This window comes from Chromohalobacter sarecensis (genome assembly GCF_023061135.1).
Lineage (GTDB): Bacteria > Pseudomonadota > Gammaproteobacteria > Pseudomonadales > Halomonadaceae > Chromohalobacter > Chromohalobacter sarecensis.
Genome location: NZ_JAKGAN010000004.1, coordinates 255715 through 277907, shown reverse-complemented (window position 1 = coordinate 277907; position 22193 = coordinate 255715). Strand labels below are relative to the sequence as shown.

The following is a 22193-nucleotide window of genomic DNA, read 5'->3' as shown; positions in this document are numbered from 1 at the left end:
GACGCAGACTGACGATGGATCATTTCAATTACCGCGACGGCCAACTCTACGCTGAAGACGTCCCGCTGGCCGACATCGCCAAGCGTTTCGGCACGCCCTGTTACGTATATTCGCGGGCGACCTTCACGCGTCACTTCAAGGCCTACAGCGAGGCGCTGGGAGAGCATCCGCACCTGATCTGCTACGCAGTGAAGGCCAATGCCAACCTCGCCGTACTCGACCTGCTGGCACGCCTCGGTGCGGGGTTCGACATCGTCTCCCAGGGCGAGTTGGAGCGCGTGCTGGCCGCCGGCGGCGATCCCGCCAAGGTGGTGTTTTCCGGCGTCGCCAAGCAGGCCGACGAGATGGCACGCGCATTGGAAGTCGGCATCAAGTGCTTCAACGTGGAGTCGCTGCCCGAGCTCGAGCGTCTGAACCAGGTCGCCGGTGACTGCGGCCAGGTGGCGCGAGTCTCGTTGCGCGTCAATCCCGACGTCGACGCCAGGACCCACCCGTACATTTCCACCGGTCTCAAGGCCAACAAGTTCGGCATCGCCGTCGATGACGCCTTCGCGGTCTATCAGCGGGCCGCCGAGCTGGAGAATCTCGAGGTCGTCGGCCTGGACTGCCACATCGGCTCACAGCTGACCGAGCTAGCGCCCTTCCTCGACGCCCTGGACCGACTGCTGGTACTGCTCGACCGCCTGCACGAGGCGGGTATTACCATCGAGCATCTCGACCTGGGTGGCGGCCTCGGCGTGCCCTATCAAGACGAGCAACCGCCCGCGCCCTACGATTACGCCCGGGCCCTGCTCGAGCGCCTCGACGGCCGCGACCTGACGCTGCTCTTCGAGCCGGGCCGCTCGATCGCCGCCAACGCCGGCGTGCTGGTGACCCGCGTCGAATACCTGAAGCCCGGCGAGACCCAGCATTTCGCCATCGTCGACGCCGGCATGAACGATCTGATTCGTCCCGCGCTGTATCAAGCATGGCAACGCATCGTCCCGGTCGATACTCGAGCGCCCCGTGAGACGGCGCTCTACGACGTGGTCGGTCCGGTCTGTGAAACCGGCGACTTCCTCGGCAAGGCGCGTGAACTGGCCATCGCGCCGGGCGATCTGCTCGCAGTGCGCTCGGCCGGGGCCTACGGCTTCGTGATGGCTTCCAATTACAATAGCCGGCCACGTCCCGCCGAGATCATGGTCGACGGCGACAGCGCGCAGGTCGTGCGCGAACGCGAGACGCTCGCCGACTTGTGGGCCGGCGAGCACCGCCTGGCGGAGCCGTCCTGATGCTGCTGCATTTCACCAAGATGCACGGGCTGAGCAATGACTTCATGGTGGTCGACCTGGTCACCCAGCGGGCGCGACTCGACACCGAACGCATCCAGCAGTTGGCCAACCGTCATCTCGGCATCGGTTTCGATCAGTTGCTGCTGGTCGAGCCGCCACGCGACCCGGAGATGGATTTCCGTTACCGCATCTTCAACGCCGACGGCCACGAGGTGGAGAATTGCGGTAACGGCGCCCGCTGCTTCGCGCGTTTCGTACGCGGAGCGGGGCTAACCCACAAGCGCGAAATCCGCGTCGAAACCCAGGCCGGGCCCCTGACCCTGCGCGTCGAGGAAGACGAGCGGGTCCGCGTGAACATGGGCGTGCCGCGTTTCGCGCCCGAGGCGGTGCCCTTCGACGCCCCGACCGATGCGCCCACGCATACCCTGGAGGTCGACGACGCACGCTGGGAAATCGGCGTGGTCTCGATGGGCAACCCCCACGCCGTCCTCGTGGTCGACGATGTCGATAGCGCGCCGGTGGCACGCCTGGGCCCGCTCATCGAACGCCACGTGCGCTTCCCTCGACGCGTCAACGTGGGCTTCCTGCAGGTCGTCTCGCGTCACGAGGCGCGCCTGCGGGTCTTCGAACGTGGTAGCGGCGAAACGCTGGCCTGCGGCACCGGCGCCTGCGCAGCGGTGGCCACCGGCATCCGACGCGGGTTGTTCGAGAGTCCCGTCGATGTTCACCTACCCGGTGGCACACTAACCGTGGAATGGCCCACCGAAGATGCCCCCATGGTGATGATCGGCCCCGCTACCAGCGTCTTCGAGGGACGTATCGCGCTGCCTTAGCAGCATTGCCGAGTGCCCGGAGAACCTGCAAACAACGATACGGCACGCAAGACGGAAACACAGGAGAACATACGCATGTCCCAAGCCCAGGCGCCCGAGCCACGCACGACGCTCGACCCCGAGCGAGTCGCGCATTGGCTGGCCCGTCATCCCGACTTCTTCGTCGGCCGAGAGGGACTGCTCCAACAGCTAAAAGTGCCGCACCCCCAGACCCAAGGCGCGATTTCGCTGCTCGAACGTCTCGTGCACGACCTGCGCGAGCGCGCCGAGACCGCCGAATGGCGCCTCGAGCATCTGTTGGAGACGGCGCGTCACAACGAGGCGCAGTATCAGCGCACACGCTCGTTGATCCTGGCATTACTCGAGGCGGAAAACGTCGACGCGCTGGGCGAGGCCCTATCGACCCAGCTCAGCGAGCGCTTTCGCACCCAGGCGGTCGCCTTGTGGCTGGACTCACCCCACGATCGCAGCGCCATACAGCCACCCCGGTTGTGTCTCGACGACACTGCACGCGACGCCTTGGAACAACTTCTCGACGGCCACAACAGCCGCTGCACCCAGCTCTCGCGGGAGGCGTGGCAACATCTCCTCCCGCATTCCGAACCGCCCGAGAGCAGCGGCTCATGCGCCGTAACGCGCCTGACCATGGGCGAGCCGCTCGGCTACCTGCTGCTGGCCAGCCAGGAGAGCGAGCACTTCCGTGCCACGCTCGATACCCTGTTCACCGATTACCTCGGCGAAATCGTCGGGCGCTTGCTTATCCGACTGGATATCCCGCATGCACGCCGCGATTGAAGACTTCCTGCGCGCCCTGGCGGGGTATGCCAGCCCCGCGACGTTGGATGCCTACCGGCGCGACCTGACCGCGCTGGCGCATTTCCTCGAAGCGCATGACATCGACGCCTGGTCCACGCTGGATGTCGCCCTGGTGCGCCGCTTCCTGGGCGCCGAGCGCACCCGAGGCCTGGCCCCGCGTAGTCTCGCCCGGCGCCGCGCCGCGCTATCGCGCTTCGCCGATCACCTGGTGCACAGCAGCGTGCTCGCTCACAATCCCGTGGCCTTGACCCAGACACCCCGGCAACCTCAGCACCTGCCGCGTCCGGTGGATGTCGATCAGTTATCACGCTTCCTGGACACGCCGCACGACGACACCCCACTGGCCGTGCGCGACCAGGCCATGCTGGAGCTGTTCTACTCCTGCGGGCTGCGTCTGGCGGAGTTGACGGCGCTGAATATCACCGATCTGGAGGCGCGCCGCGTGCGGGTCATGGGCAAGGGCAGCAAGCCGCGTCAGATGCCCCTCGGCAGTCGTGCCCAGGCAGCGCTGGCGACATGGCTCGAGGTCCGTGGTCAGTTGGCCGACGAGCAGGAAAGTGCGCTGTTCGTCGGTCAGCGTGGTGCACGCCTCGGGCATCGTGCGGTGCAGAAGCGCCTCGTGCATCTTGCCCGCGAGCGCGGCCTGCCCGAACATCTGCACCCGCATCGCCTGCGCCACTCCTTCGCCAGCCATATGCTCGAATCGAGCCAGGACCTGCGTGCCGTCCAGGAACTGCTGGGGCATGCCAATCTGTCCACCACTCAGGTCTATACGCGTCTCGACTGGCAGCATCTCGCCGACGCCTACGATCAGGCACATCCCCGCGCCCGGCGTCACAAAACGCCCGGCGAAGGCTGAGACTCACATTTCTGACTCACGGCTCTAGAGGCGACCCCAATGGCGATAACCGCGCTGACCTTCGATCTCGATGACACGCTGTGGAACAACCGCCCGGTTCTCGAGCGTGCCGAAACCGGGCATTATCAATGGCTCAGCGATGCCCTCGCCGCCGCCTCACCAGACGCCACCAACGCATTCATGACAGATTACCCGTTGAGCACGTATCAGCAGCACCGTCTCGACGTGGCGCGACGCTTTCCGCTCAAGCGCGGCGACTTCACCTGGATTCGCGAACGCGCGTTGTTCGAGTTGGTGGAAACCTACGGGCTGCCTCGCCTGCGGGCGCGTCTGTGGGCAGCGCATGCCATCGCGCATTTTCTCGACCTGCGCCATGACCTCACGCCCTATCCCGAGGTAGTGGCCATGCTCGACACGCTGCGCCGGAGCTATCGGATCGCCGCGATCACCAACGGCAACGCCGACCTCAAGCGCCTGGATCTGGCCGAGCATTTCAGCGTGATGATCGCCGCAGGCGAGCTGCATGCCCCCAAGCCCGACCCGCGCGCTTTCCTCGCAGCGTTGGCAAGGCTTCGTGCTCGGCCGTCGCAGGCCCTGCATGTGGGTGATTCCTGGCGCGAGGACGTGCTACCCGCGCAGCGCCTGGGCATGCAGGTGGCCTGGATCGACGCTAAGGGCGAAGGACCCGGCGTACCTCTCCCGGGCGTGCATAGACTGACCCATGTTCGTGAGCTTCCCACGCTGCTCACCAGCCTGACGCCCTAAGCACTATCTGAAAGTCTCTGCATCACCCAGCATCCCGCTCACAGAGCCAGGTATCCATGCGCGCGCATGCCTCGTCGACGCCTTGCCGCTTGAGCGCCGAGAACAACTGCACGCTGACCAGGTCTTCCCACTCGGCGAGCTGACGCCGCACCGCCAGCAGCGATGACTTGGCCGCCCCGGGCTTAAGCTTGTCGGCCTTGGTCAGCAGAATATGCACGGGCATCGCCTTCTCGTCGGCCCAGCCCAGCATCATCTGGTCGAACTCGCTCAGCGGGTGCCGCACGTCCATGACCAACATCAGGCCCTTGAGCGCTTCACGCTCGTACAGGTACTCGCTCAAGTGACGCTGCCATTCCAGTTTGACCTGGTCCGGGACCTTGGCGAAGCCGTAACCAGGCAGATCCACCAGCCGGTACGCTTCATCGTTCGCGAGGGTGAAGAAGTTGATCAGTTGCGTGCGCCCCGGCGTCTTCGAGGTACGCGCCAGCGCCTTCTGCTGAGTCAGGGTGTTGATCGCGCTCGACTTGCCGGCATTGGAACGCCCCGCGAACGCCACTTCCGCGCCCGTATCAGGAGGGCACAAGGCCAAGCGCGGCGCACTGATCAAAAAACGCGCGGTCTGGTAGTTGATCTTGCCATCTTGCATGATGAGTCTCGACTGAGCCTGCCGCCCGAGAGCGGCGAATGTCCATGGAGTGGGCCGTTTGCCACACAGTGTATCATTACGTGCCGAGGCCACGTCTCATGGCGCTCTCGATGCGCAGCGCAAGATAGAGCATGGCGACAGTCTCCGTTTCCATGAGATCCCTCTTTCCTCGGTACCCGCTGGGGTGGTATCACTGGGAGACTGAGTGCCAAGCCCGTGTATCGCATGAGTCGCTAGGGAACCCGAGACACTGAAGCGGCTCAAAGGTGTCACCATGGGAGGCGACGAAGGCTCGCCACCCGTTTTCTGTTTTTTATGCAAGGCAAGGAGAGTTGCATGTTGAAGTCACTGCTGGTGCTGGTCACCGGACTGAGTTTATCGACGCTGGTCATGGCCGCCGACCCGGTTGCCGGAGAAGATTACAAGGTACTCGACGAGCCCGTGAAGACCGAAGTACCGGACGGCAAGATCGAGGTCAACGAGGTGTTCTGGTACGGCTGCCCACATTGCTACGCTCTCGAAGAGCCGCTCAATGCCTGGGTCGACGAGCTGCCCGACGATGTCGCCTTTCAGCGCATCCCGGCCACCATGGGCGATACCTGGACCAAGCATGCGCGCGCCTTCTACGCCGCCAAGGCGTTGGGCATCCAGAAAGAAATGCACAGCGATTTCTTCAATGCCATCCACGAGAAAGGTCAGCGCCTCACCGAACCGGACGACATCGCCGAGTTCTTCACTCATTACGACGTCAGCAAGGACGACGCGCTCGATGCCCTCGAGTCCTTCGGCGTGAAAAGCCAGATCAATCGCGCCAACGCCAAGATGCGCAGCTACAAGCTCATGGGGGTCCCCGCCCTGATCGTCGACGGTCATTACGTGATCACGCCCAGCAGCGCCGGCTCGCTGGAGAACATGCCCAAGATCGCCGATGCCCTGATCGACAAGGTACGCAGCGAACGCAATGAGTAACGCCACCGCCGCGGCGCCTGCTTCCCAGGCGCCCCGCTCGCTACGCCTGCTGACCTGCAACTTGCAGGTCGGCATTCATACCTCGGCCTATCATCACTATCTGACACGCAGTTGGCAGCACCTGTTGCCGCATCCCAAGCGCCAGGGACGCCTCGATCTGATCGGCGACATGCTGCGCGACTACGATATCGTCGGCCTTCAGGAAGTCGATGGGGGGAGCTTCCGCTCGGGACACGTCAATCAGGTCGAGTATCTCGCCACGCGGGCCGAGTTTCCTCACTACTACCAACAGCTCAACCGCAACCTGGGGCGTGTCGCCCAGCACAGCAATGGCCTGCTGTCGCGTCTGACACCGCGCCAGATAGACGAGTATCGCTTGCCCGGCACGTTACCGGGACGCGGCGCCATTCACGCGCGCTTCGGCGATGGTCCGGATGCCTTGCACCTGGTCGTGGCGCACCTGGCACTAGGGCATCGCGCGCGTACCCGGCAACTCGACTACTTGAGCGAGCTCATTCAGCCGCTACGCCACGTGGTCGTGATGGGCGATCTCAACTGCACACCGGATCAGATCAACGCCCACCAGCGCTTCTGCCATGCGCTACCGTTGCACCCTGTGGCGATGCCGTTGTCGTATCCCGCCTGGCAGCCACGCCGCGCGCTCGATCACATTCTGATTTCCGACGCCTTGCACGCCGAACGCTTCGAGGTGCTCGACCGATTGTTTTCTGACCACCTGCCGGTGGCGGTGGATATTCAACTGCCCACCGCCTGCCTGCGCAGCATGCCCGACGACAATGCCGCCTCGTGAGCAAGCGACATCGCATCAGCACAGCCGCGACGCTTACGTCGCGGCCATGAGCCGCACCCACTCGATCATCGGTGCAGGATAGACCCCCAGCAGCACGACCAGGGCCGCCAGGGCCAGCACCACCACACCGCCGGCGCGTTGCGCCCAGTCGGTGGTCGCGTCACGGCGCTGCATGCCCGGCTCGGGCAGAAAGAGCGTCACCATCACGCGTAGATAGTAGTAAAGTCCGATGGCGCTCCCCGCCACCACAGCGCCGACCAGCCACCAGCGGCTGGCTTCGACCCCTACCGCGACAATATAAAACTTGCCGATAAAGCCTGCGGTCAAGGGGATCCCTGCCAGCGACAACATCATCACCGTCAGCACTGCGGTCAGATAAGGCCGCCGCCAGAACAAGCCACGGTAATGGTGCAAGCGGCTGGCATCGGCGCCGCCGTAGGGGCTCGACAGCAACGTCACCACGCCGAACGCGCCCAGCGTCGTCAGCACATAGGTCACCAGATAGAGTCCTGCGGTTTCCACCGCCAGCCCCTCGTTGATGACCAGCGCCACCAGCAGATAGCCGAAATGCGCGATCGAGGAGTAGCCCAGCAGGCGCTTGAGATCCTGCTGCATCAACGCCAGCAGGTTGCCGGCCAGCATGGTCACGAAGGCGAGCACGGCGAGCAAGCTGTGCAACCAGGCATCCTGGGCCGCCGGGGCGGATTGCAGCAGGCGTAGCAAGACGACCAATACCGCCACCTTGCTGGCCGATGCCAGGAAGGTGGCGGCCGGAGCGGGACTGCCTTCGTAGACGTCCGGCGTCCACAGATGGAACGGCACGATGGAAAGCTTGAAGCCCAGCCCGACAACCATCAGGCCCATGCCGGCCAGCAGCCATCCATCGCCGCCTGCTGACGCCAACGCCCCACCCAGCCCGGCGAAATCGAGATGGCCGGTACGCGCATACAAAAGCGCCATGCCGAACAACAAGAAGGCCGAGGCCGCTGCGGAAAGCACCATGTACTTGACGCCCGCTTCCAAGGCGCCCCGCTCGCGATAGGTGTAAGCCAGCATGCCGTAAAGCGGCATCGACAGCAGTTCCAGGCTGAAGAACAACGAGGCCAGATGGCGACTGCTCACCAGCGCAATCCCGCCGGCGGCGGCACACAACAGCAGCAGATAATATTCCTCGCGAGGACCTCGCGCGCCTTCCAGATAGGCATGGCCTAGCGTGGCGCAGGCCAGCGTGGCGACGAGGATCAGCACCCCGCCGAAGATCGACAGGCCGTCCACCCTCATCAGTGGCGTCACGTCGAGCGGCGCCAGCCACCAGACCAAAATCTGTGCCACCAGTGCCAGGTTGAGGCCGATCACGGTCAACGTCGCCGTCAGGTCGTGATGCCGACGCCACGCAATGGTCAGCATCACCACGATGGCCGTGGCGCAGACGAGGATCAGCGGTGAAAGTGCAAGCAACGGCGTCATGGCGTCTCCTCAGGCATGGCAGGCGTTTCTTCCAGCGTCATGATGTGCTCCACGTTTTGCATCGCCGCCTGCGAGGTGTCCAGCAATGGGCCGGGATAAAGCCCGACCCACAATACCAAGACCAGCAGGCCGAGCATCATCACGGTTTCGCGGCCATCGAGCCCGCCCAGCGGCGTTTCTTCCTTGGCCGGACCGAAGTAGACGCGTTGCATGATAAACAGCGAATAGATCGCCGCCAGTACGAAGCCACCACTGGCGACCACAACCACCCAGGGCCAGGCATCGAAGGAGCCGAACAGCACCAGGAACTCGCCCACGAAATTGGCGGTACCCGGGAGGCCCATCGAGGCCGCCACGAAACATAGTGCGATACCCGGCAGGCCCTTGATGCGGCCCCAAAGGCCACCCATCAGGCGCATGTCGCGGGTATGCAGGCGCTCGTAGAGCTGGCCACTGATGATGAACAACCCCGAGGCCGAGAAGGCGTGGGCGACCATCAGTATCACGACGCCCTGTAGCGCCAGCTCGGTGCTGCTGTAGATGCCGATCAGCACGAAGCCCATGTGGGAAATGCTGGAATAGGCGACTAGACGTTTCAGGTCATGCTGGCCACACGCCAGGATCGCGCCGTAGAAAATGCCCAGAACCCCCAGGCCCATCGCGATCGGCGCGAAGGCCTGGGAGGCCTCGGGAAACAGCGGCAAGGCGAAGCGCAACATGCCGTAGGCGGCGGTCTTGAGCAGGATACCCGCCAGGTCGACACTCCCCGCAGTGGGCGCCTGGGCATGCGCGTCGGGTAGCCACCCATGCAGCGGCACCACCGGCATCTTGACGGCAAAGGCGACGAAGAAACCGAGCATCAGCCACCATGCCATCTGGGGCGAGAGCTCGTTCTGCGCGGTATGCCGCAGCGCCTCGTAGCTGAAGCTGTATTCTCCGGTAGCGGCGTGATGCGCAAACACCAGGCCGAGAATGGCCACCAGCATCAACAGCCCGCTAGCCTGGGTATAGATGAAGAATTTCGTCGCCGCCTGGATGCGCGTGTTACCCGTGGAACCGCTGTGCCCCCATAGCGCGATGAGGAAGTACATGGGGACCAGCATCATCTCCCAGAAGAAGAAGAACAGGAACAGGTCGATGGCCAGGAAGACGCCCACCACGCCACCGAGAATCCACAACAGGTTGAGGTGGAAGAAGCCGATGCGCCGCGAGATCTCGTGCCACGAGCACACCACCGCCAACACCCCGAGTAGCCCGGTGAGCGCGATCATGATCAGCGACAGGCCATCCAGTGCCAGGTGCACCTCGATCCCGAAGCGGGGAATCCAGTCGGCGCGCCACTCGAGAGCCCAGTCCGAGGCACCCTGCGCGGCGTTCAGGCCATAATCGCCATGCCACCACACGCCCAGAACCAGTGCCAGTTCGAGCAGCATGGTGCCCAGGGCAATCCAGCGCGGCGATTGCTCACCGAAGCGTTCGGCTTGCCAGCACAGCAACCCGCCGATGAAGGGAATCAGAATCAACCAGACAAGAATCATCAGCGCTGCGCCCCCTCAGCTTGCCACGTTAGCCTGCTATTCCCGCCACCGGTGTCTTTCTTCAAGTCGTACATCGCTTACCCCAAAGCCAGGAAGATCAGCACCACGGTCGCGCCCAGCGTCATCGAAACGGCATAGTGGCGCAGCCGCCCCGTCTGGGAACGCGTCAACAGCCAGCGCAGGCCGCGCGCCAGCAACGGCACCAGATTGCACAATCCGTTGATCCAGTCGCTACGCCACAGCCACACCAAGCCACGGAACGGCTTGACCAGCACCACATCGTAGAGGGCATCGAAGCCCCAGGCGTGATGCCACAAGCGCCACAGGCGCGCGCCTTCCGGCAGGGCCACCAGGCGCGCCACCATCTCCCGCCGCCACACGAACAGCCACAACGCCACGGCCGCGCCGCCCACCGCCACCAGCATGGCAATGATCTCCAGCACATGGCGTCCGGCTTCTTGCGTCGCGCCGGGACTGGCCGGCAGCACCTCGTCGAGCGGCGGATGAATCCAGGCACCCACCAGCGTCGAGAGCACGATCAACACGACCAGCGGCACGCCATGTACCAGACCGCGACCACCCTCGGCGTGCCGGCTGTGATCGCTGCCCGGCGTGCCGTGGAAGGTACCGACGATCAAGCGCACGGTATAAAGCGAGGTCAGCAGTGCGCCGACCAGACCCGCCATCAGCAAGCCGATATGGCCAGACGCCAGCGCTTCCCAGAGGATTTCGTCCTTGCTGTAGAAGCCCGCCGTCACGAACGGCAACGCCATCAGGGCCGAACCGCCTACCACGAACCCGGCATAGGCGAGCGGCAACTTGCGCCACAATCCGCCGAGACGGCGCATGTCCTGCTCGTGATGGCAGGAGACGATCACCGAGCCGGCCGAGAGGAACAGCAACGCCTTGAAGAAGGCGTGCATCATCAGATGGAAGATCGCCGCATCGAAGGCTCCCACACCTAGGGCCAGGAACATGTAGCCGATCTGGCTCATAGTCGAATAGGCCAGCACGCGCTTGATGTCGGTCTGCGCCAGGGCGGCGAACCCAGCCATCAGCAGCGTCACCGCGCCGATCCAGCCCACCAGTGTCAGCACATCCGGTGCCAGCAGGAACAGGCCATGCATACGCGCGATCAGATACACCCCGGCGGTGACCATGGTCGCCGCGTGGATCAGTGCCGACACCGGCGTGGGGCCGGCCATGGCGTCAGCCAGCCAGGTATGCAGCGGCAACTGCGCGGACTTGCCCAGCGCCCCGCCGAGCAGCATCAACGTCGCCAGTTCGACCATCAGGTCGCCGCGCGCCCAGACCTCCGGCGCCCGCGCCAGCAGCGTCTGGATATCCAGCGTGCCCAACTCGACGAACAGGATGAACAGCCCGATCGCCATCAGCACATCGCCGATACGCGTCACCAGGAAGGCCTTGAACGCCGCCCAGCCATTGGCTGAGTTATGGTAGTAGTAGCCGATCAGCAGATAACTGCACAGGCCGACGCCTTCCCAACCGAGATACAGCAGCAGCAGGTTGTCGCCCAGCACCAGCAGCACCATGCTGAACACGAACAGGTTCATGTAGGCATAGAACCGGCGAACGCCGGTGTCGCCGTGCATGTACCAGGCCGCAAACAGATGGATCAAAAAGCCCACGCCGGTAATCACGCCAAGCATCGTCAGCGACAGCCCATCGACCAGCAGGCCCATCGACGACTGGAAATCGCCCACGTCGATCCAGGTCCATAGCGTCATGACCTGCGCTGCCGAGCCGTGTCCGAGGAAGTCGAGGCCCACCCACACGGTCGTGGCCGCCGCCAGTCCCAGCGCGGTGACCCCCACCGTCGCCGCGCCACGCAGCGACAGGCGATCACCGCCCAGCGCCAGGACTAGACACCCCAACAGGGGAAACAAAAACGTCAGAGTGAGTAGATTCATCCGCGCAACCTGCTTGCCGCATCGATATCAAGGGTCTTGAAGCGCCGATAGAGCTGCAACAACAGCGCCAGCCCCACGCTTGCCTCGGCCGCCGCCAGAGTGATCACCAGCAGGAACATCACCTGGCCGTCTGGCTGACCCCAACGTGTTCCCGCAACGATGAAGGCGAGCCCCGCCGCGTTCATCATGACTTCCAGGCTCATCAGCACGAACAGCATGTTCCGGCGCATCATCAGCCCCACCAGGCCCAGCGCGAAGAGGATCGACGCCAGGATCAGGCCGTGTTCCATGGGAACGCCATTCATCGTGAACTCTCCTCGCTTGAGGTGTCGTCACCGAGCGAGCGCTCGCTGGCGGCGCGCCCCCGGCCATCTGCAGTACGCTTACCCGGGACTTGGCGTACCGCGTGTGCCTCGTCATGCGCTTCGCTGCGCCCCAGGTGAGACGCCGCCACCAACGCCGCCAGCAGCAGCATCGCGGCAAGTTCGACGACGATCAGATAAGGCCCGAACAGCAGCGTGCCCACCGCCTTGGCGGTCAGGGTATCACCCTGGATACGACCGCCCACGTCGGCGCCGATCAATGTCACCAGCAGCACCAACAACAAGATACCGCTGAGCACCGCCGGCCCCAGCCAGGTGCGCGGGCGCAGCCAGGCACTCTCTTGCTGCGCGGCGGCCTCACCGAGATTGAGCATCATCACCACGAACACGAACAGCACCATGATCGCGCCGGCGTAGACGATGATTTCCAGCGCCCCGGCGAAGGGCGCTCCGAGTGCAAAGAACACCATCGCCACCGCTATCAGCGAGACGATCAGGTAAAGCAAGGCATGTACCGGGTGCCGCCCGGTCACCACCCCAAGCGTCGCGAGCACGGCGACCACGGCGCTGAGATAGAAGGCGATTTCCATGGTGTCTCCCTATCCTGGTAAGGGCATCCCTGATCAGGGCATCAACGACTTGACGTTAATCGGTTCGGCTTCGTTCTGCGCCTCACCCTTGTCTTTTCCGGCGATCGACAGCCCCGCCACGCGATAGAAGTTGTAGTTATGATCCTTGCCCGGCCCGGAAATCAGCAGGTCTTCCTTCTCGTAGACCAATTCCTGACGCCGAAACTCGCTCATCTCGAAATCCGGCGTAAGCTGGATGGCCGAGGTCGGACAGGCTTCCTCGCACAGCCCACAAAAGATGCAGCGCGAAAAATTGATGCGGAAAAACTCCGGATACCAGCGGCCATCATCGCGCTCGTCTTTCTGCAGCGAAATGCACGCTACCGGGCATGCCACCGCGCACAGATTGCATGCCACACAGCGCTCCTCGCCATCGGGGTCGCGGGTCAGCACGATGCGTCCGCGATAGCGCGGCGACAAATAGACCGGTTCTTCCGGGTACTGCAGGGTCTCGCGCTTGCGGAAGGAGTGCATGAATACCATGCCCATCGTCCGTAGCTGCGATCCGGTCCCCGCGAGCAGTGATTTAATCTTCACGGTCTTCTCCAGTCTCGACGCTTAGCCACCGGCGGGGCTGAATACAAGAATCAGTGCACCGGTCACCAGCAAATTGATCAGGGTCAGTGGCAGGCAGACCTTCCACCCGAAGCTCATCACCGCGTCATAGCGAGGACGCGGCAGTGCCGCGCGCAGCAGCACGAAAAAGCCCACGAACACGGCAGTCTTGAGCAGGAACCACACGATAGGCGGCAACCACGGACCGTGCCAGCCACCCAGGAACAGCGTCACGATCAGCGCCGATACCAGCACGATGCCCACGTACTCGCCGATGAAGAACATGCCCCATTTCATCCCCGAGTACTCGACGTGATAGCCATCGGCCAGCTCCTGCTCGGCCTCGGGCTGGTCGAACGGGTGACGGTGCGTCACGGCAATGCCGGCGACCAGGAAGGTACAGAAGCCGAAGAACTGCGGCACGATGAACCATACCGTTTCCTGGGCGGCGACGATCTCGCGCATGTTGAACGAACCGGCCATGGCCACCACCCCCATCAGCGACAAGCCTATGAAGACTTCATAGGACAGTGTCTGTGCCGAGGCCCGCATCGCCCCAAGCAAGGCGTACTTGTTGCCGCTCGACCATCCGCCGAAGAGCACCGCATAGACGTTGATGCCCGCCATGGCGAAGAAGAACAGCAAACCGATATGCAGATCGGCCACCCCCCAACTGGGCGTAATGGGAATGACCATGAAGCTCAGCAAAAGCGATGCCATGGCGATCGCCGGCGCCAGCACGAAGAAGGTACGATCGGCGAACGGCGGGATCCAGTCTTCCTTGAAGAGGATCTTGAGCATATCAGCGAGGATCTGCAGCACCCCGAACGGCCCGACGCGGTTGGGACCGTGACGATCCTGCCATAAGCCCAGGAGACGCCGTTCCACCATGGTCAGCAGCGCTCCTGCGAGTACCGCACCGATCAGGATCACCAGTGCTTGAAAGAGCGCGAACGCGATTGCCTCGACCTGTGGTGTCCACCAGCTCATGCGCGCACCTCCTGAGCATCGAGATGGGCCCACTCAGGCGCGGTCAGTGGCAGTCCCGACTGATCCGGCACGCCGACCATGCCATCGGGCCACACGTCGCTGATCGCTATCGGTAGCGTAAGTTGCCGCTCCCCCAGGTTGAGCGTCAACGTGGCGCCCGGCGACATCCGCAACCGCTCGGCGGCACCGCGCGACACGGTGAAGCATGTCTCGGTCATGCGCGCCTGGATCGGCTCGGCCCGCGATGAGGTTTCGTCACCCCCGAATAAGCGCGCCTGCGGTACCGCCAGCCATTGATCGTCACGTGCGGCGAAGCGTGCCGGCGGCGTTCGCGCATAGTCGTAATCGCCGGGCAGCGGCCCCAATAGCCGCACGCCGGGATCGCCGGCGCGCAGATGCCCACCGACCTCGTCCTGGAACTTGTTCCAGGCTTGCGGCGAGTTCCATCCCGGCGCCCAGGCGAACGCCACTTCGCGGCGCGGTTCGGCGTGGCCGGCATAGCCCTCCATGGAGAACGCAAACGGCGTATCCGAATCCTGCGGCGCACGGGGTTCGCTGACATCGAGATTGGCGCGCATCGCGGTGCGACCGCTATAGCGATGAGGTTCACGCGCCAGACGCAGCCCATGCACGCGATAGGCGGCGCTCAAACCGGCATCGCCAGCCGGCGCCAGGGCGGGGTATGTCATGGCCATGTCACGCGTCACCTCATCGAGGGTGAGCGGCGTCACCGACTGACGCTCGACGCTTGTCTTGAGCGCGTTGAGCCACCGCCAGCTTTCGCGAATGCGTGTCTCGGGGCGGATATAACTAGGCTCGAAGACCTGATAGAACCGCTGGGCGCGTCCTTCCAGGCTGACCAGGGTGCCATCACTTTCGGCGAAGCTCGCCGCCGGGAGCCCGATGTCCGTCTTGTCCCAGGTCGCGGTGCGCTGATGATCGAGCGTGACGACGCAGTCGGCACGCTTCAAGGCGGCGTCAACCCGCCCGGCATCGGTGCGCGTGTAAAGATCGTTCTCGAGAATTACCACGCCATCGGCTTCGCCGCTGACCAGGGCTTCCAGGGCCCAGTCCAGTGATTCCCCGCCGAGTAGCGACAGACCGGTACTGTTGGCTTCACGGCGCACCAACGACAGCGCCCCGGGGCGTGTTCGACGTGCCAAGGCGCGTGCCACGTTGCCGGCTGCCTCGAGCACCGCTGGCGTTCCCAGCGAGCCACCCGAAACCACCAACGGGCGCTGCGCCGCCAGCAAGGCCTCGGCGATGCGCTTTGCAAGTGCCGCGGTCGCGTCGTCGAGGGCCTCCGGGCAAGGCGCCTCGGTATCGATGTAGTGCGCCACGGCGAAGCCCAGCCGCGCAATGTCGTCCGGCGCAGCGTTGAAGGTCTGCTCTGCCAACGCGTCCAGTTCGGTCATGTCCGGCGTGGCCAGGAACAACGGATGACGTTCATCCTGGGCCATCGTCTTCACCGCCTCGGCATTCCAGGACGGGATACCGCGCGTGGCGGCCAGCGTCTCGCCTTTGGCGTTGATCCCCTGGCGAATGGCCAGCGCCATGCGCGCGGCGCTATTGATGAGGTCCTCGCCGAGCACGAACACCGCATCGCAGCCTTCGATCTCGCGCAGGCTCGGCGACGGCAGGCCACAGCGGGTATTGAGCTCGTTCATGCGCACCAGCAACTCAAGCTCGCGGGCAGCGATGCCGGTGGAGAAATTGGCATCTCCCACCAGCGTACGCAGCATGTGGTTGCTCTCCAGGCTCGCCCGTGGCGAGCCGATACCGATCACGCGGCGCGCGTTGCGCATTCCATCGGCGGCACGGTCCAGCGCATCGTCGATTTCCAGACTGATGGTCCCGGCAACCACGCCCGTCTCGCCGGACCCGACGCCGACACGCTGGCGTTCGCGCCATTCGGGTACGCGCGGGCGGTCCTCGCGATTCACGTAGCCATAGCCGAAACGCCCGCGGTCACACAGAAAATAGTGATTCACTTCGCCGTTATAGCGGTTTTCGATGCGCCGAATATCGCCGTAGCGCTCGCCGGGGCTGATATTGCAGCCCACTGCGCATTGATGACAGACGCTGGGCGCGAACTGCAGGTCCCACTTGCGGGTGTAATGCTCGGAGTGGGTCTGGTCGGTGAACACCCCGGTCGGACAGACTTCGGTGAGGTTGCCGGAGAAAGGGCTCTCCAGCGTGCCTTCCTGAAAACGCCCGAAATAAACGTTGTCGTGCGCCCCGAAGGCGCCCAGGTCACCGCCGCCGGCGTAATCCTGATAGAAGCGCACGCAGCGGTAGCAGGTAATGCAGCGGTTCATCTCATGGCCGATGAACGGCCCCAGATCCTGGTTCTGGTGGGTACGCTTGCGGAACCGATAACGGCGGCTGTCATGGCCGGTCATCACGGTCATGTCCTGCAGGTGGCAGTGACCGCCTTCCTCGCAGACCGGGCAATCGTGCGGGTGGTTGATCATCAGCCATTCGATGACATTCTCACGAAAGGCTTTAGCTTCGTCGTCCTCGATGGAGATGTAGGCATCGTCTTGTACCGGTGCCATGCACGACATCACCAGCATGCCCTGGGTATCATCGGCGTTCTTGTACTGCTTGACCGCGCACTGGCGGCAGGCACCCACGCTGCCCATGGCCGGGTGCCAGCAGAAATACGGGATATCCAACCCCAACGACAGGCAAGCGTGCAGCAGGTTGTCGGCGCCGTCGACCTCGTAGTCCCGGCCATCCACGTGAATCGTTGCCATTATCGCTCCTCGCCCGTCATCTTCGTCACGTCGTTCATACGCTACCCACCGGGATCGGGTCGGCATGCGCCGCACCCTGGCCACGCGTGACGCCTCGCTCGAATTCATCACGGAAATGGTGAATCGCCGTCGCCAACGGCATTGCCGCCCCCGGCGCGTGGGCGCAGAAGGTGCGTCCCGGCCCCAGATCTACCGCCAGCGATTCCAGCAATTCGATATCGCCTCGTACGCCCTCTCCGGCCTCCAGGGCCTGCAGGAGTTTGACGCTCCACGGCAGGCCATCGCGGCACGGTGTACACCAGCCACAGGACTCGCGGGAGAAGAATTCCTCCAGGTTGCGCGCTAACGAGACCACGCTCTGATTGTCGGCGATCACCGCCATGAGCCCGGTGCCCAGGCGGCTGCCGGCCTTGCCGATGGTGTCGAAATCGAGCGCCACATCGAGGTGCTCGGGGAGCAGAAAGCCGGTACTCCCACCCCCGGGTAGCCACGTCTTGAGCGTCAAACCATCGCGCATGCCGCCGGCGCGCTCCATCAACTCGCTGGCCGTGGTGCCCATCGGCAGTTCCCACAGGCCGGGCCGCTTGACCTTGCCAGAGACACCGTACAGCTTGGTGCCACCATCGCCGCTCTTGCCTTGAGACAACCCCTGGTACCAATCCGCGCCGTGCAGCACGATGGCCGGCACATTGCATAGCGTCTCGACGTTGTTGACCACGGTGGGCTTGCCCCAGGCCCCGCTTTGCCCCGGGAAGGGCGGTTTGGCGCGCGGGTTGGCACGCTTGCCTTCCAACGAGTTGATCAGCGCGGTTTCTTCGCCGCAGATATAACGCCCCGCGCCGGTATGCAAGACGATATCGAAATCCCAGCCGCTGCCGGCCACGTCACGCCCCAGCCAGCCGGCGGCACGCGCTTCGTCCAGCGCGCGCTGGACCGTGCGCGCAGCGTCGACGTATTCGCCGCGCATGAAGATGTAGCCCTGGTAGGCATTGTTGGCGAAGCCGGCCAGGATCATACCCTCGATGAGCAGATGCGGCTGCTGCTCAAGCAATAAGCGGTCCTTGAAGGTACCGGGCTCCATTTCGTCGGCATTGCAGACGATATAACCGCGCGGTATCCCCTCACCCTGCATGGTCAGGCTCCACTTGAGCCCGGCGGAAAACCCGCCACCACCGCGCCCGCGCAGGTTAGCTGCCTTGAGCTCGTCGATCAGCGTCTTCGAGGTCAGATCGCGAAAGGCGCGCTCGACGCTGGCATACCCCTGCTGCTCGCGGTAGTCGTCAAGCAGTACCGGCGTACCGTCGTCGTTGAGCCGAAAGGTCAGCGGGTGCGTTTCAGGGCGGCGTTCGTCGCGGTCTTGTAGAATCCGGCTCATACCTCGCTCTCCCAGTTCATGCGTACGCCTCCAACAGCGTGGGGATCTCCTCGGGCGTCACCGGCCCGTAGGTATCCTCACCGATCATCAGCGCCGGGCCACGGTCGCAGGCGCCGAGACAGCACACCGGAAGCAGCGTGAAGCGATCATCCGGCGTGGTCTGCCCGAAGCCGATGCCCAGATGCGCGAAGAAGGCGTCACGCAGGGCTTCGTAATCGGTGAGGAAGCACGAACTGCTGTCACACAGCAGGATCACGTGGCGTCCCACCGGCTGGCGGAAGATCAAGCTATAAAACGTCGCCACTTCCTCGACGCTTGCCGGCGCCACGCCGAGTTCACGCGCGATGGCGTCGATGGCGGCGTCCGGCACCCAGCCATGGCGCTTCTGGACGATCTTGAGCGCCTCGATGCTGGCCGCCTGCGGACGCGGATAATGCTCGCGCTCGTGGGCGATGGCCGCCCGATCTTCGTCGTGCAACACGAAGCCGTCAGTGGCAATGGGCGCAGCGGTGGAAGTCGAAGCATTGGTCATATCAGCGGTCCACGTCGGCCATCACGAAGTCGATACTCCCCAGATGGGCAATCAAATCCGGCACCAGGGCGCCGCGCACCACGGCGGGAATCTGCTGAAGATGCGGGAAACTGGGCGTGCGGATGCGCGTGCGATAACTCATGGTGTTGCCATCCGAGGTCAGGTAATAGCTGTTGATGCCCTTGGTCGCCTCGATCATCGAAAGCGACTCGTTAGGCTTGAGCACGGGGCCCCAAGAGACCTGCAGGAAGTGCGTGATCAGCGTCTCGATGTGCTGGAGCATCTTCTCGCGCGGCGGCGGCGTGGTCAGCGGATGATCGGCCTTATAGTCGCCGGCCGGCATATGATCGACGCATTGCTGAATGATACGCAGGCTCTGGCGCATCTCGTCGATGCGTAGCTGGCCACGATCGAAGGCATCGCCGTTGGCGCCCAGTGGCACTTCGAAATCGAAGTTCTCGTAGCCTGAATAGGGGCGTTTCTTACGTAGATCGAAATCGCAGCCGGTGGCGCGCAGGTTAGGCCCGGTGACGCCCCACTCTAGCGCCTCGCGCGTGGTGAAAGCGGCCACCTGCTTGGTGCGCTCGCGGACGATGGCGTTTTGCATCATCGCGCGCTCGTATTCGACGAGGCGCTTGGGCATCCAGTCGAGGAAACCCTGAACCAGTTTGTCCCAGCCATTGGGCAGGTCGTGCGCGGTGCCGCCGATGCGATACCACGCCGGGTGCATACGAAAACCGGTGATGCCCTCGATGACCTCATAGGCCTTCTGGCGATCGGTGAAAGTGAAGAACACCGGCGTCATCGCGCCCAGGTCCTGCAGGTAGGTACCCAGAAACAGCAAGTGGCTGTTGATGCGGAACATTTCCGCCATCATCACGCGAATGGTCTTGGCGCGATCGGTGACCTGGATGCCCGCCAGCTTCTCCACCGCCATCACGTACGGCAGGTTGTTCATCACCCCGCCGGTATAGTCGATGCGGTCGGTATAGGGAATGTAGCTGTGCCAGGATTGGCGCTCGGCCATTTTCTCGGCGCCGCGATGGTGATAGCCGATATCGGGAACACAATCGACCACGACCTCGCCATCGAGCTGCAGCACAATGCGGAAGGCACCATGTGCGGAGGGGTGGTTGGGCCCCAAGTTGAGAAACATGTAGTCCGTGTTCTCGTCCTGACGCTTCATACCCCAGGATTCGGGATCGAAACGCAGCGCTTCCTGCTCGGTGTCCTGGCCGTCCACGGTCAGCGTATAGGGGTCGAACTCGGTGGCGCGCGCCGGATAATCCTTGCGCAGCGGATGCCCGTTCCAGGTCGGCGGCATCAGCAAGCGTGTCAGATGCGGATGTCCACGGAAGTCGATACCGAACATGTCCCAGACTTCGCGCTCGTACCAATTGGCATTGGGGTAAAGACCCGCGACGCTGGGCACTTCGAGATCGCGCTCGGAAAGCGCCACCTTGAGCATCAAGTCCCGGTTCCGCGACACCGACATCAACTGATAGAAGACCGTGAAGTCCGCAGGTGGCAAATCCGCGCGATGGCTACGCAGACGCTCGTCGATGGCATGCAGGTCGAAGAGCATCTCGAAGGGCTCGGGCATGTCCCGCAAAAAACCCAGGACCTCGAGCAGATGCTCGCGGTCGATCCACAGGACCGGCATACCGGTGTACGTCGCTTGATCGACGAACACGTGGTGGCCGAAGCGCGCGAATAACGCCTGGACTACCGGGTCATCGGCGTTCGAGTGATTGGCGTATGGCGAGTAAACTGCGCTCATGATCGGTTTTCATTCCCCGGCAGATGGATCGACTTCAAACGACAGGTGACGGCACCAGACACTCGGCCTATACCTCATCCGGGGAACGCAGTTCCGTCACGGCGATACGCCGGTCGCGATTCGCCTCGCGCTGCGAGGGCATCTCGGCGCGATATGTGCCTTGGTCGCCAACCACCCAGGAAAGCGGACGACGCTCTTCCTGGATAGAATCCTGAAGCAGCTGCAACCCCTGTAGAAACGCTTCGGGGCGTGGCGGGCAGCCAGGCACGTAGACATCCACGGGGATAAACTTGTCGACGCCCTGAACCACCGAGTAGATATCGTACATGCCCCCGGAATTGGCACAGGAACCCATCGAGATCACCCACTTGGGTTCGAGCATCTGATCGTAGAGCTGCTGGATGACCGGCGCCATCTTGATGAAGCAAGTGCCGGCGATAACCATGAAATCGGCCTGACGCGGGGAGGCGCGGATGACCTCGGCGCCGAAGCGCGCGACATCATGCGGCGCGGTAAAGGCTGTGGTCATTTCCACATAGCAGCAGGAGAGACCGAAGTTGTACGGCCACAGGGAGTGTTTGCGCCCCCAGTTGACACTGTCGTTGAGTACATCTTCCAACTTGCCGGTGAAGACGTTGCGGTGAACCTGCTCCTTCATCGGGTCATCGGTGGTTTCGCGCTTGTCCAGCGGATAGCTTGCGCTACCCGGCGCCGGCTCGCTATCCGCTCGCGTCAGGGTATATTGCATGATGCGCCTCGAAGCTCTGAAAAAGAAAATTCGGGTATCTGGCGCTATGCCGGTCGTCGCCGGCTCAAGACCGCCTCCAGGGCGGTACGCTCATCGATCCGTCACGATATCGGGCGATTGACCGCGCTTGCGTGGCGCCCACTCCAGGGCACCGACACGACTATCGTAGATCAACCCCGCCAAAAGGATGAAAATGAAGACGGCGGCGCCCGCAAAGCCTTCCCAGCCCACCTCGCGGACCGATACGGCCCAGGCGAACAGGAACACGGCTTCGATATCGAAGATCACGAACAGCATCGCGACCAGATAGAACTTGACGGAAAAGCGTTGACGGGCATTGCCAGTACCGACAATACCAGACTCGAAGGGGAGAGACTTGCTACGACCATAGCTACGACCACCGAGCAGACTCGCGGCACCGATCATCAGGGCACATAACGTGAACACGGCTACTATGAATAGCCCCACGGCCCAATATTCGGCGATTAGCGCGGTTGCCTCATCGGTCATTGCCATGCCTCACAAGCAGCGGATAGCGCAGTAGGGCGCCATCCCAATATTCGTTATCATCGAGGTGCGCGCACCTCGTGTCGCCA

21 protein-coding genes are annotated in these 22193 nt (G+C 63.5%); 7 read left to right on the top strand and 14 right to left on the bottom strand.

Annotation, left to right across the window (positions count from 1 at the left end; all coding sequences use genetic code 11):
- Positions 1-14: 14 nt before the first annotated feature.
- From lysA to L1071_RS08775, 5 genes are all read left to right on the top strand, one after another.
- Complete coding sequence (gene lysA / locus L1071_RS08795) at positions 15-1271, top strand: diaminopimelate decarboxylase (protein ID WP_246972761.1); 1257 nt, start codon at positions 15-17, stop codon at positions 1269-1271.
- Positions 1271-2104: a diaminopimelate epimerase gene (dapF, locus tag L1071_RS08790; RefSeq protein ID WP_246972754.1), complete on the top strand. Its 834-nt coding sequence runs from the start codon at positions 1271-1273 to the stop codon at positions 2102-2104. Before lysA ends, dapF begins: the two co-directional genes overlap by 1 nt.
- A 75-nt stretch (positions 2105-2179) precedes the next feature.
- Positions 2180-2899 carry a DUF484 family protein gene (locus L1071_RS08785; RefSeq protein ID WP_246972742.1) on the top strand — a complete coding sequence of 240 codons (720 nt, stop codon included), beginning with the start codon at positions 2180-2182 and terminating at the stop codon, positions 2897-2899.
- Complete coding sequence (locus L1071_RS08780) at positions 2883-3779, top strand: tyrosine recombinase XerC (protein ID WP_246972737.1); 897 nt, start codon at positions 2883-2885, stop codon at positions 3777-3779. The genes L1071_RS08785 and L1071_RS08780 overlap by 17 nt, the downstream gene beginning before the upstream one ends.
- 39 nt (positions 3780-3818) lie before the next feature.
- Complete coding sequence (locus tag L1071_RS08775; RefSeq protein WP_246972734.1) at positions 3819-4544, top strand: HAD family hydrolase; 726 nt, start codon at positions 3819-3821, stop codon at positions 4542-4544.
- Between the two features lie 22 nt (positions 4545-4566).
- Here L1071_RS08775 and yihA read toward each other — a convergent pair whose 3' ends face one another.
- On the bottom strand, positions 4567-5190 hold the full coding sequence (yihA, locus tag L1071_RS08770) for a ribosome biogenesis GTP-binding protein YihA/YsxC (RefSeq protein ID WP_246972732.1): 624 nt from the start codon (positions 5188-5190) through the stop codon (positions 4567-4569).
- 336 nt (positions 5191-5526) lie between these two features.
- Here yihA and L1071_RS08765 point away from each other — a divergent pair, with 336 nt between their 5' ends.
- The gene (locus L1071_RS08765) at positions 5527-6159 is read left to right on the top strand and encodes a thiol:disulfide interchange protein DsbA/DsbL (RefSeq protein ID WP_246972719.1); all 633 of its coding nucleotides are present in this window, start codon (positions 5527-5529) and stop codon (positions 6157-6159) included.
- Entirely contained in the window at positions 6152-6970 is an 819-nt protein-coding gene (locus L1071_RS08760) for an endonuclease/exonuclease/phosphatase family protein (RefSeq protein WP_246972716.1), read from the top strand. Before L1071_RS08765 ends, L1071_RS08760 begins: the two co-directional genes overlap by 8 nt.
- 33 nt (positions 6971-7003) lie before the next feature.
- Here L1071_RS08760 and nuoN read toward each other — a convergent pair whose 3' ends face one another.
- The 13 genes from nuoN to ndhC all read right to left on the bottom strand — a co-directional run bounded on the left by nuoN (position 7004) and on the right by ndhC (position 22107).
- Positions 7004-8437, bottom strand: coding sequence for an NADH-quinone oxidoreductase subunit NuoN (gene nuoN, locus L1071_RS08755; RefSeq protein ID WP_246972696.1), 1434 nt, complete (start codon positions 8435-8437; stop codon positions 7004-7006).
- Positions 8434-9975, bottom strand: a complete 1542-nt coding sequence (nuoM, locus tag L1071_RS08750) for an NADH-quinone oxidoreductase subunit M (RefSeq protein WP_246972684.1) — start codon at positions 9973-9975, stop codon at positions 8434-8436. Before nuoM ends, nuoN begins: the two co-directional genes overlap by 4 nt.
- Positions 9976-10052: 77 nt before the next feature.
- A complete protein-coding gene (gene nuoL / locus L1071_RS08745; RefSeq protein WP_246972675.1) occupies positions 10053-11906 on the bottom strand; it encodes an NADH-quinone oxidoreductase subunit L in 1854 nt (617 codons plus the stop codon).
- Positions 11903-12211 (bottom strand): NADH-quinone oxidoreductase subunit NuoK, encoded by a 309-nt coding sequence (gene nuoK / locus L1071_RS08740; RefSeq protein WP_075369724.1) that lies wholly within the window; start codon positions 12209-12211, stop codon positions 11903-11905. The genes nuoL and nuoK overlap by 4 nt, the downstream gene beginning before the upstream one ends.
- The gene (gene nuoJ, locus L1071_RS08735) at positions 12208-12819 is read right to left on the bottom strand and encodes an NADH-quinone oxidoreductase subunit J (protein ID WP_246972655.1); all 612 of its coding nucleotides are present in this window, start codon (positions 12817-12819) and stop codon (positions 12208-12210) included. The genes nuoK and nuoJ overlap by 4 nt, the downstream gene beginning before the upstream one ends.
- 33 nt (positions 12820-12852) lie before the next feature.
- Positions 12853-13395, bottom strand: a complete 543-nt coding sequence (gene nuoI / locus L1071_RS08730; RefSeq protein WP_246897496.1) for an NADH-quinone oxidoreductase subunit NuoI — start codon at positions 13393-13395, stop codon at positions 12853-12855.
- A gap of 21 nt (positions 13396-13416) precedes the next feature.
- Positions 13417-14403 (bottom strand): NADH-quinone oxidoreductase subunit NuoH, encoded by a 987-nt coding sequence (gene nuoH, locus L1071_RS08725; protein ID WP_246972653.1) that lies wholly within the window; start codon positions 14401-14403, stop codon positions 13417-13419.
- The gene (gene nuoG / locus L1071_RS08720; RefSeq protein WP_246972650.1) at positions 14400-17162 is read right to left on the bottom strand and encodes an NADH-quinone oxidoreductase subunit NuoG; all 2763 of its coding nucleotides are present in this window, start codon (positions 17160-17162) and stop codon (positions 14400-14402) included. Before nuoG ends, nuoH begins: the two co-directional genes overlap by 4 nt.
- Before the next feature lie 34 nt (positions 17163-17196).
- Positions 17197-18537, bottom strand: a complete 1341-nt coding sequence (gene nuoF, locus L1071_RS08715) for an NADH-quinone oxidoreductase subunit NuoF (RefSeq protein WP_246972645.1) — start codon at positions 18535-18537, stop codon at positions 17197-17199.
- Between the two features lie 16 nt (positions 18538-18553).
- On the bottom strand, positions 18554-19069 hold the full coding sequence (gene nuoE / locus L1071_RS08710) for an NADH-quinone oxidoreductase subunit NuoE (protein WP_246897504.1): 516 nt from the start codon (positions 19067-19069) through the stop codon (positions 18554-18556).
- Between the two features lies 1 nt (position 19070).
- Positions 19071-20849, bottom strand: coding sequence for an NADH-quinone oxidoreductase subunit C/D (nuoC, locus tag L1071_RS08705; RefSeq protein WP_246972642.1), 1779 nt, complete (start codon positions 20847-20849; stop codon positions 19071-19073).
- 67 nt (positions 20850-20916) lie between these two features.
- On the bottom strand, positions 20917-21597 hold the full coding sequence (locus L1071_RS08700) for a NuoB/complex I 20 kDa subunit family protein (protein WP_246972639.1): 681 nt from the start codon (positions 21595-21597) through the stop codon (positions 20917-20919).
- A gap of 90 nt (positions 21598-21687) precedes the next feature.
- Complete coding sequence (ndhC, locus tag L1071_RS08695; RefSeq protein WP_246972636.1) at positions 21688-22107, bottom strand: NADH-quinone oxidoreductase subunit A; 420 nt, start codon at positions 22105-22107, stop codon at positions 21688-21690.
- Positions 22108-22193 lie beyond the last annotated feature (86 nt).

Excerpts from the sequence above, each read along its gene's own strand:
- ndhC (WP_246972636.1), bottom strand. The coding sequence starts at position 22,107 with ATGACCGATGAGGCAACCGCGCTAATCGCCGAATATTGGGCCGTGGGG.
- L1071_RS08780 (WP_246972737.1), top strand. The coding sequence starts at position 2,883 with ATGCACGCCGCGATTGAAGACTTCCTGCGCGCCCTGGCGGGGTATGCC.
- L1071_RS08760 (WP_246972716.1), top strand. The coding sequence starts at position 6,152 with ATGAGTAACGCCACCGCCGCGGCGCCTGCTTCCCAGGCGCCCCGCTCG.
- L1071_RS08700 (WP_246972639.1), bottom strand. The coding sequence starts at position 21,597 with ATGCAATATACCCTGACGCGAGCGGATAGCGAGCCGGCGCCGGGTAGC.
- nuoC (WP_246972642.1), bottom strand. The coding sequence starts at position 20,849 with ATGAGCGCAGTTTACTCGCCATACGCCAATCACTCGAACGCCGATGAC.
- L1071_RS08785 (WP_246972742.1), top strand. The coding sequence starts at position 2,180 with ATGTCCCAAGCCCAGGCGCCCGAGCCACGCACGACGCTCGACCCCGAG.
- L1071_RS08765 (WP_246972719.1), top strand. The coding sequence starts at position 5,527 with ATGTTGAAGTCACTGCTGGTGCTGGTCACCGGACTGAGTTTATCGACG.
- yihA (WP_246972732.1), bottom strand. The coding sequence starts at position 5,190 with ATGCAAGATGGCAAGATCAACTACCAGACCGCGCGTTTTTTGATCAGT.
- nuoF (WP_246972645.1), bottom strand. The coding sequence starts at position 18,537 with ATGAGCCGGATTCTACAAGACCGCGACGAACGCCGCCCTGAAACGCAC.
- nuoE (WP_246897504.1), bottom strand. The coding sequence starts at position 19,069 with ATGACCAATGCTTCGACTTCCACCGCTGCGCCCATTGCCACTGACGGC.
- nuoL (WP_246972675.1), bottom strand. The coding sequence starts at position 11,906 with ATGAATCTACTCACTCTGACGTTTTTGTTTCCCCTGTTGGGGTGTCTA.
- nuoM (WP_246972684.1), bottom strand. The coding sequence starts at position 9,975 with ATGATTCTTGTCTGGTTGATTCTGATTCCCTTCATCGGCGGGTTGCTG.
- nuoJ (WP_246972655.1), bottom strand. The coding sequence starts at position 12,819 with ATGGAAATCGCCTTCTATCTCAGCGCCGTGGTCGCCGTGCTCGCGACG.
- nuoH (WP_246972653.1), bottom strand. The coding sequence starts at position 14,403 with ATGAGCTGGTGGACACCACAGGTCGAGGCAATCGCGTTCGCGCTCTTT.
- L1071_RS08775 (WP_246972734.1), top strand. The coding sequence starts at position 3,819 with ATGGCGATAACCGCGCTGACCTTCGATCTCGATGACACGCTGTGGAAC.
- nuoN (WP_246972696.1), bottom strand. The coding sequence starts at position 8,437 with ATGACGCCGTTGCTTGCACTTTCACCGCTGATCCTCGTCTGCGCCACG.
- nuoG (WP_246972650.1), bottom strand. The coding sequence starts at position 17,162 with ATGGCAACGATTCACGTGGATGGCCGGGACTACGAGGTCGACGGCGCC.
- nuoK (WP_075369724.1), bottom strand. The coding sequence starts at position 12,211 with ATGAATGGCGTTCCCATGGAACACGGCCTGATCCTGGCGTCGATCCTC.
- lysA (WP_246972761.1), top strand. The coding sequence starts at position 15 with ATGGATCATTTCAATTACCGCGACGGCCAACTCTACGCTGAAGACGTC.
- dapF (WP_246972754.1), top strand. The coding sequence starts at position 1,271 with ATGCTGCTGCATTTCACCAAGATGCACGGGCTGAGCAATGACTTCATG.